General features: G+C 69.2%; 10 protein-coding genes. 4 read left to right on the forward strand and 6 right to left on the reverse strand.

The genetic code is table 11. The features are described 5' to 3' along the window. Positions 1-7: 7 nt before the first annotated feature. Both VGS97_RS01870 and VGS97_RS01875 read right to left on the reverse strand, forming a co-directional pair. Positions 8-937 carry an alpha/beta hydrolase gene (locus VGS97_RS01870; RefSeq protein ID WP_326851390.1) on the reverse strand — a complete coding sequence of 310 codons (930 nt, stop codon included), beginning with the start codon at positions 935-937 and terminating at the stop codon, positions 8-10. 37 nt (positions 938-974) lie between these two features. Beyond that, positions 975-2,927: a DEAD/DEAH box helicase gene (locus VGS97_RS01875; protein WP_349261944.1), complete on the reverse strand. Its 1,953-nt coding sequence runs from the start codon at positions 2,925-2,927 to the stop codon at positions 975-977. Between the two features lie 488 nt (positions 2,928-3,415). Here VGS97_RS01875 and VGS97_RS01880 point away from each other — a divergent pair, with 488 nt between their 5' ends. Further along, positions 3,416-4,102 carry a ferritin-like fold-containing protein gene (locus tag VGS97_RS01880; RefSeq protein WP_326851392.1) on the forward strand — a complete coding sequence of 229 codons (687 nt, stop codon included), beginning with the start codon at positions 3,416-3,418 and terminating at the stop codon, positions 4,100-4,102. Positions 4,103-4,169: 67 nt separating this feature from the next. On the opposite strand, the gene VGS97_RS01885 is transcribed toward VGS97_RS01880, so the two are convergent. The 3 genes from VGS97_RS01885 to VGS97_RS01895 form a co-directional block, all read right to left on the reverse strand. Then, the gene (locus tag VGS97_RS01885; RefSeq protein WP_326851393.1) at positions 4,170-4,397 is read right to left on the reverse strand and encodes a DUF3107 domain-containing protein; all 228 of its coding nucleotides are present in this window, start codon (positions 4,395-4,397) and stop codon (positions 4,170-4,172) included. Between the two features lie 333 nt (positions 4,398-4,730). Continuing rightward, a complete protein-coding gene (locus VGS97_RS01890) occupies positions 4,731-5,363 on the reverse strand; it encodes a TetR/AcrR family transcriptional regulator (RefSeq protein WP_326851394.1) in 633 nt (210 codons plus the stop codon). 107 nt (positions 5,364-5,470) lie between these two features. Further along, entirely contained in the window at positions 5,471-5,674 is a 204-nt protein-coding gene (locus VGS97_RS01895) for a hypothetical protein (RefSeq protein ID WP_326851395.1), read from the reverse strand. 173 nt (positions 5,675-5,847) lie between these two features. On the opposite strand from VGS97_RS01895, the gene moeZ reads away from it, so the two are divergent. Then, positions 5,848-7,020 (forward strand): adenylyltransferase/sulfurtransferase MoeZ, encoded by a 1,173-nt coding sequence (gene moeZ / locus VGS97_RS01900; protein ID WP_349261945.1) that lies wholly within the window; start codon positions 5,848-5,850, stop codon positions 7,018-7,020. A 58-nt stretch (positions 7,021-7,078) separates the two neighbouring features. On the opposite strand, the gene VGS97_RS01905 is transcribed toward moeZ, so the two are convergent. Then, entirely contained in the window at positions 7,079-9,574 is a 2,496-nt protein-coding gene (locus VGS97_RS01905) for a lysylphosphatidylglycerol synthase transmembrane domain-containing protein (protein WP_326851397.1), read from the reverse strand. Between the two features lie 167 nt (positions 9,575-9,741). On the opposite strand from VGS97_RS01905, the gene VGS97_RS01910 reads away from it, so the two are divergent. Next, positions 9,742-10,074 (forward strand): MGMT family protein, encoded by a 333-nt coding sequence (locus tag VGS97_RS01910; RefSeq protein ID WP_326851398.1) that lies wholly within the window; start codon positions 9,742-9,744, stop codon positions 10,072-10,074. A 369-nt stretch (positions 10,075-10,443) separates the two neighbouring features. Next, positions 10,444-13,733, forward strand: a 3,290-nt coding sequence (locus tag VGS97_RS01915; RefSeq protein WP_326851399.1) for an ATP-dependent DNA helicase, incomplete at its 3' end; no start/stop codon positions are given.

Consider the following 13,733-nt stretch of genomic DNA (forward strand, 5'->3'; position numbering starts at 1 on the left):
GCCAGACTCAGCCCAGCCAGAACTCAAGCAGCGCCTTGGCCACCAGGCCGGGCTGTTGGGCGTTCGGAGAATGCCCGGCGCCGGGGATGAGCACGAATCCGGCGCCGAGCCGCTCGGCCATTCGGCGCAGCAGGTCGGCGGACCACACGTCCTCGTCGATCCCCGACATGACCAGGCACGGCAGGTTCCAGGCGTCGAGCAGGGCGCGTAGCTCGCCGGTGTGGTCCGGCTCGGCGAGCAGCCGCCGCGCCATTTCGGCGAGCGAGTTCAGATCGTTGGCCAGCCAGCGGCGCAGCAGGAACGCACGCACCTGTGGATCGGGGTGGACGTCGACCGGGGCCAGTTCGTGCATCTGCTGGAGGGTGAGCGTGTCTTTGAGCGCCCGCAGCAGTTCGAGGCGCTCCACGGAGCTCTTGCCGATCACGGCCGCGGGGCCTGAGTCGAGGAGGGTGACCGACGCGAGCGGCAGTGGCCCGGCTGTGCGCGCTCCAAGCAGGGCTTCGCGCACGGTGTGGCCGCCGAACGAGTGACCGAGCAGGTGCACCGGTCCGGTGCCGTCGTCCGCGAGCGCGCGAACCAGGGCGCGGATGTCGGAGGCGAACACGCTCGACCCGTAGTCGTCCGACCCGTAACCTTCGCCGTTCTCGCCATCCTCACGGCTGGGGCCGGCCGCGCGGTAACCCGCGGGGTTCGCCAGACCGGCCGAATCGCACTGGCCGCGCTGGTCGATCGAGACGACCCGGACCCCGGCGTCCGCGAACGGCTCAAGCAGCGCGAGGAAGTCCTCCTTGGACCCGGTGAAGCCGGGCACGAGGAGCGCGGTGGCGAAGGCCGTGCGCTGCGGCACGGCCTCCAGCGCGGCGAGCGGGCCGCTCGGCGCCTCCAGGTCGACGCGCCGAGCACACGGTGGCAGGTCGACGGACTCGGGCTTGGACACGGTGCGTCTCGGCCTCTCGTCGGCTTGTCGCCAGGACCTACTGGTCCGGCGAAGGGGTATCGGTCGTGTTCTCGACCACCGGTTTCGCCGGGGCCGACTTTCGGGTCCGAGTGCTGCGCACCCGGGTCCGCTTCGGATTGGCGACCGCACCCGCGTTGACGTCGCCGTCACCATCGTTGTTGCTGACCGCAGCGGCTTCGCCTGTGGCGGTGGCCGTAGCGGCGGCGGGGGCTTCGGCCACGTACTCGATCTTCGGCGCGGCAGTTTTAGCCGCCGACTTCCGCGTGCGGGTCCGCTTACGCGGCGCCTTCTCCGCCACAGGCTCGGCCACGGCCACCGCCTTGGCCACCGCCGCGGGCGCTGCGTTAACCGCAGCCGCGGTGTCCGTCGTACCGCCCGCCGTGTCCAGCGCGCCATCTTCCGCGGCGATCTTCACGCCGCGCCGAGTCCTCGTGCGCTGACGCGGCGCGCGCGCACGCTCCTGCTTCGCGGTCGTGTCCTTGTCCTTGCCACCGTCCTTGGCACCGCGCTTGACACTGGAACGTGCCCCACGGCCCCGACCGGTTTCGCCGAGATCTTCGATCTCCTCGGCGTCCAGGCCCTCGCGCACTCGTTCCTGACGCGGCAGCACACCCTTGACACCCTCGGGAATCCCCAGGTCCGCGTAAAGCTGCGGTGAGGTCGAGTAGAGCTCGGGCGGCTCAGCGAACGGCAGGCTCAACGCCTTGTTGATCAGCTGCCAGCGCGGTACCTCGTCCCAGTCGACGAAGGTCACCGCGGTGCCCTTGTTGCCTGCACGACCGGTACGGCCGATCCGGTGCGTATAGACCTTCTCGTCCTCGGGGCACTGGAAGTTCACCACGTGCGTGACACCCTCGACGTCGATACCGCGCGCCGCGACGTCCGTGGCGACCAGAACGTCGATCTTGCCGTTGCGGAACGCGCGCAGCGCCTGCTCACGGGCGCCCTGGCCGAGATCGCCGTGCACTGCGGCCACGGCGAAATGACGGTCCGAGAGCTCCTCGGCGATCTTGGCCACGGTACGCTTGGTCCGCGCGAAGATCATGGTCAGCCCGCGGCCCTCGGCCTGGAGGATGCGGGAGAGCATCTCGACCTTGTCGAGCGAGTGCGCCCGGAAGACGAACTGCTCGATGGCCTTGACCGTGGTGCCCGGGTCGGCCGGGTCGGCGGCCCGGATGTGCGTAGGTCGGTTCATGTACCGGCGGGCCAGCGAGATCACCTGGCCGGGCATGGTGGCCGAGAAGAGCATCGTCTGCCGCTCGGCGGGCAGTTGCGCCATGATCCGCTCGACGTCCGGCAGGAAGCCGAGGTCGAGCATCTCGTCGGCCTCGTCGAGGACGAGGGTGCGCACGCTGCCGAGTTCGAGGTGGTGCTGGCGGGCCAGGTCGAGCAGCCGGCCGGGTGTGCCGACCGCGATGTCGATGCCAGCGCGCAGCGCGGCGATCTGCGGCTCGTAGGCGCGGCCGCCGTAGAGGGCGTGCACGCGGACGGCGCGCACCTTGCCCGCGCTGAGCAGGTCGTTGGTCACCTGGATCGCCAGTTCGCGGGTCGGCACCACGACCAGAGCCTGCGGGGTGCCGTGCGCCGGGGTCTGCCCCGTGACGGCCGACGGCGTGCGGGTGCGCCGCCTGCGGCTGGAGCGGCGGGAGGGCGCGGACAGTGCGGCGGCGGCCGTATCGGCCGCCGCGTCTTCGTCGGTGCCGGGGTCGCGCCCCGGCCCGGCGACCCGCTGGAGTACCGGGATGCCGAACGCGAGGGTCTTGCCGGTGCCGGTCTTCGCCTGGCCGATCACGTCCGCTCCGGACAGCGCGACCGGGATGGTCGCGGCCTGGATCGGGAACGGCGAGGTGATGCCGAGAGTGTCGAGCGCCTCGACCGTCTCGGCGAGCACGCCGAGTTCGGCGAACGTTCCCGCCGACTCGTTGGGACCGGCGTCCGCAGTCCTCGACGCGAGCTCCTCGGCTTGGATGGCGGGCTGGACCTCGTCGCCGACCGGTGCGCCCGGCTCGTTCGCCGTCTCGTCCACCGAGGCGGGCTGGTTCGCTGTGTCGGTCTGAATCTTGTCGGATTGATTCACTGCTGGGGACTTACTGCGGATGCTGATGTTTTTGACCTTTTCGTCCTCGGCGACGGCTGGGGCGGTTCCGGTCGGTCCAGCCGGTTCGCGGCGCGTGGGCCGTCGGCTGGTTCACCGGAGGTCGGCCGGGCCGCGGCGGGAGTCCGGCCGAGTTCGTGCGGATCTCGGGCCGGTCCGCCGGGTCGTTCCACCCGGCCTCGCAGGGCCGCTCGCCGTCGTCTCAGGGGCGGGCCGTGCGGTCGGAGCCGATCGGGGTGCGTTCGGCCGACCGGGCATCCTGATACGGATCGGCGGTCCCGAGCGCTTGCTCCAGGTCCGCCGATACTGTCAAGTCACCATATTACCAGGCGGTCCGGCAGCGATCGAGTACGCTGCGTCATGTGCTGGCCGATCTCACGCAATCCCGTGCTGCGGCGGCTTATGCGGTGCTCGTCGAGATCGAGCGCTTGGCCGCGCTGCTTGCTTCAGCCTCGGCGCTGACCGACCGAATTTCCCTCGCGGAGGCGATCGCGCAGCGCCACGTCTATTTCCGCGGTGTGCTGGACCGCCTCGCCGCGCAGGATCCGCAGCAACCGCTGGCTACCGCCGCACCGGCTCTCGACGACGCGCGGCGGCGGATCGAGCCGGGGGACTGGTGGGAAGGACTGGCGGCGATCGCGCTGTTCGCGCCGCTGACCGATGAGCTGTTCGCCGCGCTGACCAGCGGCGAAGCGGACGTCAGTGGTGCGGCTCGAACAGCTGTGGAAGCCGACGCCGCAGACGTCGCGTCAGTGGACGTCGAGTTAGGGGACGCCGTGTTAGCGGACACCGCGTCAGAAGCAGGAGGAGACTCAGAAGTAGGAGACACGGCGCCGGACGCCGCAGCGCTCTGGGCTGTCGAGCGGCTGCGTCCGGCGATCGACGCGGATCCGGTGCTGGCTGCCCGGATGGCGCTGTGGGGCCGTCGCCTGGTCGGAGAGGCGATCGTGCTCGCCCGCGTGTTCGGTGGGGAGCGCTACCGCGAACTGGCCGATCGGCTGGCCGTCCGGCACGCCCGCCGTCTCGACGAACTCGGGCTGGCCGGCTGACGGCCTGCGGTCAGCGCGAGTTCGCCGGACGGCACGTGTGAGCGGACCGCCGAGCCGGGCGGCCGGGTCAGAGCGCGCCGAAACCCACGCGGCGCGCGGTCGGCTCGCCGATCTCGATGTAAGCCAGCCGCTCGGCCGGCACGATCACCTTGCGGCCCTTCTCGTCACTGAGCACCAGCACGCCGGACTTTCCGGTGAGCGCGGCGGAAACCGCCTTCTCCACCTCTTCGGCGCTCAGCTCGGACTCCAGCGAGAGCTCCCGGGCTGCGTGTTGAACGCCGATCTTGATCTCCACGGAGGTTCCTTCCACGTAGACGAGACGCCGGTCTTCGAGGATCAGAAGACGCTACAGCGCAGCCTACGTGTTCGGCGCCGCGCGCTGCGTGGATCCAGGCCGCGCGCCAGTGCGCTGTGGGCGAACGGCGTCCACAGCCAATGACGGCAACGACGTCTACCGGTGCAGGCTGTGCTGCTCGCACTCTTGTCATCTCGCTCAGGGATGCGGGCGGTGTTGATGCCCGCATCGTCTTCACTTCGTTCAGAGGTGCGGACTGTGGTGACGCCCGCATCCTCTTCACTTCGTTCAGAGATGCGGACAGTGTCGATGCCCGCACCCTCCTCACTTCGTTCAGAGATGCGGGAAGCCGGCAATCCCGCGCCAGGCCAGCTGCGAGATCAGCTGAGCGGCGGTGTCACGCGGCACGGGCATTCCGGCCGACAGCCAGTACCGCGCGGTGACCTGCGAGATTCCGGTCAGGCCGACCGCGAGGACCATCGACTCCTCCGGGCCGAGCCCGGTGTCCTCCGCGATCACCGCGCTGATCAGCCTCGCGCACTCCAGCTCCACCCGGTTCACACGTTCGCGCACCGCCTGCTCGTTGGTCAGGTCGGACTCGAAGACCAGTCGGAACGCGCCGTTCTCGTGCTCGACGAAGGTGAAATACGCGTTCATCGTCGCCGCGACGCGCTGCTTGTTGTCCGTCGTCGACGCCAGCGCGCTGCGCACCGCCTCAAGCAACGCCTCACAGTGCTGGTCGAGCAGCGCCAAGTACAGATCCAGCTTCCCGGGGAAGTGCTGGTAGAGCACAGGCTTCGAGACACCCGCGCGGTCGGCGATGTCGTCCATCGCGGCGGCGTGGTAGCCCTGGGCGACGAAGACCTCCTGCGCCGCACCGAGCAACTGGGTGCGACGGGCCAGCCGGGGAAGCCGGGCCGACCGGGGACGGTCGTCGGCGCTGTACAGCGTTTCGGCTGAAGTCACGATGCCTCTGTAGGGAGTTCGCGGGCGAAGCAGATCACATTGCATCGTACCCGGCAGTAATGTGCGGGGACCAGCGCACGGCCGCCGAAACCGGTCTCATCGGTGCCTCACCGGTATTCGTCCTCGTCGACGGGCACCGCGACGGCCTGCTCAGCGGCGTCGGCGGGGTCCACCTCCCACGGCACCTGCGGCTCGTCGGGCACGTCCCCGCTCTCTCCCGGTTCGCGCCCCTGCTCGTCCACCGACAGCGACTGCTCGGCGGCGTCGGCTTCGCGAGACTCATACTCCTGGGTGAACTGCTGGTCGGCCATAGTTGAACCCCTAGTCCGTGGGTGCCACCCCTAATCTCCGACTTTACGCCGATCTCACTGTGCGGTCCCGATTTACGGGAATGGCCTTGGAGGTGGCACGGTTACCCAGAGACGATTCGTCATACGCGAGCAACATGAGTGAGGGGACGGCAGTGTCCGCAGCGTCTGAGAAGCTGCCTGCGCTGGTCGAGCCGGCAGCGGAGCTTACCGTTGATGAGGTGCGCCGTTATTCGCGCCACCTGATCATTCCGGATGTCGCGATGGACGGCCAGAAGCGACTCAAGAACGCCAGAGTGCTCTGTGTGGGCGCCGGCGGGCTCGGCTCCCCTGCCCTGATGTACCTCGCCGCGGCCGGGGTCGGCACCCTCGGCATCGTCGAGTTCGACGTGGTGGATGAGTCCAACCTGCAACGCCAGGTCATCCACGGCCAATCAGACATCGGCCGGTCCAAGGCGCAGTCCGCGCGCAACTCCGTACTTGAGATCAACCCGTACGTGAACGTGATCCTGCACGAGGAGCGGCTCGACTCCGAGAACGTGATGGACGTCTTCTCGCAGTACGACCTGATCGTGGACGGCACCGACAACTTCGCCACCCGTTACCTGGTCAACGACGCGTGCGTGCTGTTGAAGAAGCCGTACGTCTGGGGCTCCATCTATCGCTTCGACGGCCAGGCCTCGGTCTTCTGGTCGGAGTACGGGCCTTGCTACCGCTGCCTCTACCCGGAGCCCCCGCCCCCTGGCATGGTGCCCTCGTGCGCCGAGGGCGGCGTGCTCGGCGTGCTGTGCGGCTCGATCGGCTCCGTCCAGGTCACCGAGGCCATCAAGCTGCTCACGGGTATCGGCGAGCCGCTGGTCGGTCGGCTGATGGTCTATGACGCTCTGGAGATGTCGTACCGCACTGTCAAGGTGCGTAAGGACCCGGAGTGCGCCATCTGCGGCAAGAACCCGACGGTCACCGAGTTGATCGACTACGAGGCGTTCTGCGGCGCGGCCTCCGAGGAGGCCGTCGAGGCGGCCAGGGCCTCGACGATCACGCCGCGCACCCTCAAGCAGTGGATCGATGAGGGCAAGAGCATCCAGATCATCGACGTGCGTGAGCCCGCCGAGTACGAGATCGTCTCGATCCCCGGCGCGGTGCTGATCCCGAAGAACGAGTTCACCCTGGGCGACGCGCTGGCCGACCTGCCGCAGGACAAGCGGATCGTGCTGCACTGCAAGACCGGCAACCGGTCGGCCGAGGTCTTGGCGCTCGTGAAGGCCGCCGGGTTCGCCGACGCGGTGCACGTCGGCTCGGGCGTCATCGGCTGGGTCAACCAGATCGAGCCGGACAAGCCGGTCTACTGATCACCGATCACTGATCCACAGCCTGTCCGCTAAGCGATCGAGTCTGCGCATTACGCATCTACAGCGCGTCCTCGCGTTGTAGATGCGTAAGCGCGAAATACCCCGGGATGACGGGGAGATACGTACGCAGCATGCGGAAGAGGAAGACCGCCGGCGTACCTACCGACGCGGGCAGTCCGCCGATGCTCGCGAGCGCCCCCGCCATGGCCAGTTCGACCGTTCCGATGCCGCTCGGCACAGGGATCACCGAGCCGACGGCCTGCGCGGTGAGGAAGACGACCGCGGTGGTCGGGTAGGAGATGTGTGCGTGCGGGTCGATCGCCAGGATTGACGCCCACAGGCACAGCGCGTTCATCAGCGACAGCAGGATCGTGCCGCCGAGGCCGATCGCGAGCTTCTGCGGGTTCTGCGCGACATCGAGCAGCCGCGGCAGCGTTCCCTCGAAGAACGGCTTGAGCCTGGTCACCGCGAACTTGCGTAGCGGCGACACACTGACAGTGATCATCACGATCACTGCGATCGACAGCAGGATGGCGATGATCACCGTGGATGGCGCGTAGGCGCCGCCGTGGCCGCTCGCGCCGGTGTTCGCGATGAAGCCGAACGCGGCGATCAGCGCGATGTGCATGATGAAGCCGACCGCCTGTGACGCGCCGACCGCGCTGACTGCCGGGCCGGTGGCGATGCCCTGCTTCTGTAGGTAACGGGTGTTGAGCGCGACGCCGCCGACCGCCGCCGGCGCGACGATGGACACGAAACCCGCCGCGACCTGTACCAGGAAGTTGCGGACCACGGGCAGCTTCTCCGGGATGAACCCGGTCAGGACCATCCCCGCCGCCACGTACGTGAAGAACGAGGCGAGCACCGCGACGATCGCCCACCAGGGCGAGGCGGAGGCGGCGATGCTGGCCGGGCTGATCTTCGAGCTGGCCAGCTGGTACAGCACCAGGTACGCCGCGACCAAGCCTGCGCCGACGGTCAGCAGCGTTCTCGGCTTCAGCCGTTCCAGCTTCACCGGCTCGGCTGCGAGTGTGGCCTGCGGCTTGTAGGCCAGGATCTGCTCACGGATGTGTTGCAGCAGGTCCTTGGACTTGCGTACCGCCGACCTGGTGGTGCGGGTGAGCACGACCGGTTGCAGCATCGGCAGCGCCGCGCCGATCGCGTCGACGCCGAGGACTCGCGCACCGACGCGTACCGTGCGCTCAGGGCCGTAACGCAGCGCCAGCGTCGCCATCAGCTCGGCCGTGTCCAGCCGGGTTTGCAACGTGCTGGCCGCGATCTCGCCGTTGCGTAGATCGAGCAGCCATACCTGGCCGTCGCGGTCGACCAGCAGGGAATCGAGCGCAAACCTGCGGTGCGCCATCTGGTGCAGCTGCATCTGGTGCTGAAGCTGCCAGATCCTGGTCAGCAACTCGTCGGTGAGGTCTTCGGGCGCCAGTTTTTCAAGCGTCCGGCCCTCGACTCGCTCGTAGGCGAGCAACGCGGCATCGGCGCTCAACTCCCGAACCGCTAGCAGCCGTGGGGTGCGGATACCGACATCGCGCAGCGCGTAGGACATCAACGCTTCCTGATCCACCGCGCGCCTGAAGGACAGCAGATTGCGACGTTGAGCCGGGCCACGCAGCCTGATACGCCGGTACAGCCGGTAAACCAGGCCGACCGCCTGCCTGTCCCGGTCCAGCACGATGATGTCGAGCAGACGGCCGTCGTGCGTATCGGCCTCGTAGCGGCGAGTGTCGTCGGTTTCACCTATCCAGCGGCACGTCACCGGTTGGAGTCCGGCGTCGAACAGTGACATCACCACGTCGCTTCCGGTCGGCCGCGCGTTGACGACGCCACGTGCGTAACGCCATCCGAACGCGATGCTCCGCCCGAACAGGAAGGTCACGATCAAGCCGACCAGCGCACTGTCACCGTTGATGAGGGTGGCCACCGCGTACGTGAACACCGAGGACCAAGTGAAGGTCTGCAACGCGGGCCGGTCGCCGAACCCGATGATCGTGAGGAACGCGATGAGCGTGACGATGTAAACGTGCAGCGGCGTGGTCGTGCTGCTGTTCAAGTGCCTGGTCAGCACCTCGGACAGCCAGTCCGGGGAGGTGTCCGAGTCGATCCACAGGTTGAGCAGTGCCGCCCCGACGTAGGCGATCGCCGCGGCGATGACGGCGTCCGCGACGCGCCGCCCTTCACGCCGGTAGAGCCGTTCGACCGCCAAACCGACCGGGATCACCGCGGTCGCGATGTTGCTGAGCAGGGTGACGGTCGACAGGAACAGCTGTGGGGCGATCGTGAGGCTGTTGTGGATGTCCGTTTCGAGGCCGGTCGTCGTGCTCGCCCCGGGGATCGCCAGCAGCAGGACGACCAGCATCATCGTGGTCTCGAACAGCAGCCGCATCAGGTCCGGCGGGCGTCTTATCCGGGGAGGCTCGGGCGGCTCGTCCACGGCGACCTGGGCGGGAAGCACCATCGACGGCACCAGTTTGGGCAGGTTGGAGACAGAGCTGGCCACGCCGTGCGTGGTGTCGCCCTCCCCGCTGAGGCTCACCTGATCCATGTTTCCGTCTTCACGGTTTACTGCGATCCCGCTGTGCGTACGCACACTTACCCCTATCGTTACCTATCCCTGTGCCTGTACGCAGCCCAGGGTTGCAGTGCGCCGGCATTCGACGCGGATATCCTGGCGTCTCCCCATGACGGCAGAAATCCTTCCGAAGGTTGATTGTGACGCAGCCAGGTCTCACTCCGGCGGGCGACCCGGAGTCGCCCGTGTTCATCAGGCAGGTGCTCGACGTGGTCGAGTCGATCCCACGCGGCATGGTGCTGACTTATGGGGACATAGCCGAGTTTCTGGAGGATGGCGGACCTCGGCAGGTCGGTGCCGTGATGTCCCGGCATGGCGCGGCGGTGCCGTGGTGGCGAGTGGTCAACGCCTCGGGAACGCTGCCGCCGCATCTGCGCGGCGAGGCGGCCAGGCACTACGAGGACGAGGGGACCTCGTACGACAAGTCTCGCGAACGGGTGAATTTGGGGACGGCCCGGTGGGATGGGCAGTGAATTCCACCCGTCGACCTCCCAGCTCACGTACGGTGACCGGATAACCCCGGTGAAAGTAAGCCAATCAGCCTGGCGCAACCGTTTGGGCTCTTCGAACTTGGCCGGGGCTTTGTGCGTGGCTGTAGGCTCGTCCGCCGCTGGGCGCCGGCCGACTCACGGCCGCGGCCCCGGCTAAATTCGAAGAGCGCCGTTTGGCCACCCGCGGGGATGCGGTGCGGTGATCCGGTCCGGCTCGCGGAGCGGAGGTTATCCACAACCCCTTTCCGATTTTCAATCCGTTGTCGGCGGTTTGTGCTCTCATGGCCAATGTCGGTTCATTGAGCCGGGTTGCACCCCGAACGGAAGCACTTCGAACGGAAGGAGGCTGGGATGAGCGCGCGTGCCACCGAGCGTGCCGCAGCCCCCTTCCGTCTGCTGCGCCCGCCCCCGGCCGGGGCGGGCGGCGGGCCGCGGCTTGATCGCGAGCAACGCGAGGTCGCCGAGCACCGCGGCGGTCCGCTGCTCGTGCTGGCCGGACCGGGCACCGGGAAGACCACGACGCTGGTCGAGGCGGTGCTCGGCCGCACCCGAGGGCCGGCGGCACTGCGTGCCGAGGAGCTCTTGGTGCTCACCTTCAGCCGGGCCGCCGCAGCCGAGTTGCGCGAGCGGATCGGGTCGCGGCTGGCGCCTGGTGCGGGGGCGCCGACCGCGACGACGTTCCACTCCTTCTGCTACGCCCTGGTCGGCCAGTATCAACAGCCGGAACTACTCGGCGACCCGCTGCGGCTGCTGTCCGGTCCCGAGCAGGACGTGGTCATCCGCGAACTGGTGCGCGGAACCGTGGAGCCCGGCGGCTGGGGCCCGGGCCCGGGCGGCTGGCCGCAGACGCTGCGCGCCGCGCTGGGTACGCGCGGTTTCGCCGAGGAGCTGCGCGGAGTGCTGGTACGTGCGCGGGACCTGGGTCTCGACCCCGAGGACCTGGCCGGATTCGCCGAACGGGCCGGCCGCGCGGACTGGCTGGCCGCCTCCCGCTTCTTCGAGGAGTACCTGGACGTTGCCGACGCGCGTGGCGTGCTCGACTACGCCGAGCTGGTGCATCGCGCGGTGCAGCTGAGCGAGTCACCGCAGCTGCGCTCGGCGCTGCGTGCCCGGTACCGGGCGGTCTTCGTCGACGAGTATCAGGACACCGACCCGGCCCAGGTCCGGCTGCTGCGGACGCTGGCCGGAGACGGCCGGGACCTGGTCGTCGTCGGCGACCCGGACCAGTCGATCTACACGTTCCGCGGCGCGGACGTGAACGGCATCCTCAACTTTCAGGAGACGTTCCGCCGGCGTGACGGCGAACCGGCCCGGATCGTCGTGCTGCGCACCAGCAGGCGTGCCGGGCCGACCCTGCTGAGCGCCTCGCGCGCGGTCGCCAGGCGCATACCGATCACCCGGTTGCCTGCCGAACGGATCCGTGAGCACCGCGAGCTGCATTCCGCAGCGGTGTCGACCGATTCGCCCGAGGGCCGAGTCGAGGCGATCGCCTTCCCCGATCCGGCCTCGGAACTCGCCGCGATCGCCGATCTGCTGCGCCGCGCGCACTTGGAAGACGGGGTGCCGTGGGAGCAGATGGCCGTGCTGGCGCGCGACGGTCTGCAACTCGCCCCGGTGCGCCGTGCCCTGCTCGTCGCGAACGTTCCGGTCGAAGTGCTCGGCGACGATCTGCCGCTGTCCCAGGAACCGGCCGTCGGCACGCTCCTGACGGCGCTGCGCTGCGCAGCCGAACCGGCCGCCCTGACCGCGCAGGTCGCCCGCAGCCTGCTGACCGGACCACTCGGCGGCCTGGACAGCGCGGATCTGCGCCGCCTCGGTCGTGCGCTGCGCGCGGAGGAGCAGGCTGCGCTCGCCGCCGCGAGAGCCACTCGCTCCGCCGACTCCTCCGCAGCACCCCGCCCCGACCGCGAGCCCGCACCGCAGCCCGACTCCGGGCCGCGCACCGCCGCCGACGCTGCCTTGGATACCGACACCGTCTCTGATATCGACACCGTCTCTGATGCCGACAACGGCGCTGATAGCGCCGCCACCGCCACCGCTGATCACACCGCCACTGCCAGTGGCGCCGCCGACATAACCGCCACTGCTACCACCGACTCGATGCCGTTCGCCCGACCGGCCGATCACCTGATCCGCGAAGCCGTGGCCGATCCCCGCGTCCTCGCCGGAATCGATCCACGAGTCGGCGGATCAGCCCTCGTCGTCGCCCGGCTGCTCCAAGCCGCGCGGGACAGACTCGCCGAGGGTGGCACGGTCGAGGACGCCCTCTGGCTGCTGTGGAACGGCGACACGCACGCCCGGCCACCGATCCGGTCCGGCTGGCCGGAGCGGTTGCGTCGCGCCGTCGAGCGCGGCGGGTCTGCCGGGCGGCTCGCCGACCGCGACCTCGACGCGGTCATCGCCCTGTTCGCACTCGCCGCCCGAGCGCGGCAGCGGGCTGGCTATGTCGGCGTGACCGACTTCATCAGCGGTCTACAGGCGCAGTCGATAGCCGCGGACACGATCGCCGATCGAGCCGTACGCGGAGGCGCGGTCCAGGTGCTCACCGCGCACCGCTCCAAGGGCCTGCAATGGCGTGTGGTCGTCGTCGCGGGAGTACAGGAAGGGCTGTGGCCCGACCTGCGTCGGCGCGGCTCACTGCTCGAACCCGACCGGATCGGCCGCACCGGTTTGACCGAGCCGTTGTCTCCGGCGGAGATCCTGGCCGAGGAACGGCGGCTGTTCTACGTGGCGATCACGCGTGCCCGGGAACGCCTGACAGTCACCGCCGTGGACGATTCCGACGAGGACGGCGAATCACCCTCGCGGTTTCTGCACGAGCTCGGTGTGGAGGTGCGCCGGTCCGCCGGGTTCCGGCGCCGCCCGCTCAACCTCGCCGCCCTGATCGCGGAGCTGCGCCGGGCCGCGAGCGATCCGGCGGCTCCGCCGCAGCTGCGTGCAGAGGCGGTCCGGCGGCTGGCCCGGCTCGCCTCGGCCACCGCGGCGAACGGCAGCCGCCTGGTCCCGAACGCGCACCCGAGCCAGTGGTGGGGCCTCTACGACTACACCGAGAACGGCACGCCGATCTCGGATCCCGGCGGGCCGGTCCACCTGTCTGCGAGCGCCGTTGCGGCGCTCGAAGCGTGCGGGCTGCGCTGGTTCCTGGAGAGCCAGGCCTCGGCGAAGGAGCCCTCGACCGACGCGCAGGGCATCGGCGTCCTCTTCCACGCCCTGGCCGAGGAGGTGGCCGTCGGCCGCACCAAGGCGGACATCGACGTGCTGATGGACCGCCTCGACCGAGTCTGGGACAGTCTTCCTTTTGACGCGCCGTGGAAGTCCGAGCAGGAGAAGCGGGCAGCGCGTCGTGCGCTGGAGCGCTTCCTGGTCTGGCACGAACACCGCTCCGACGGCCGGGTGTTCGCCGCCGCCGAGCACGGTTTCGAGACCTCGCTCACCGTCGGCGGGATCCCGGTGGTGCTGCGCGGCGCGATCGACCGGATCGAGCTGGACGCCGAGGGCCGCGCCTACCTGGTGGACTTCAAGACCTCGATCAACCCGAAGAGCAGGGCGGAGACCGCCGAGGACCCGCAGCTGGGGGTCTATCAGTTGGTGGTCGAATCCGGGGCGTACACCGCCTCGCCGTCTGTCGGCGCGGCCGGTGA

This window comes from Actinocrinis sp., from assembly GCF_035946395.1.
In the GTDB taxonomy this organism is placed as follows: domain Bacteria; phylum Actinomycetota; class Actinomycetes; order Streptomycetales; family Catenulisporaceae; genus Actinocrinis.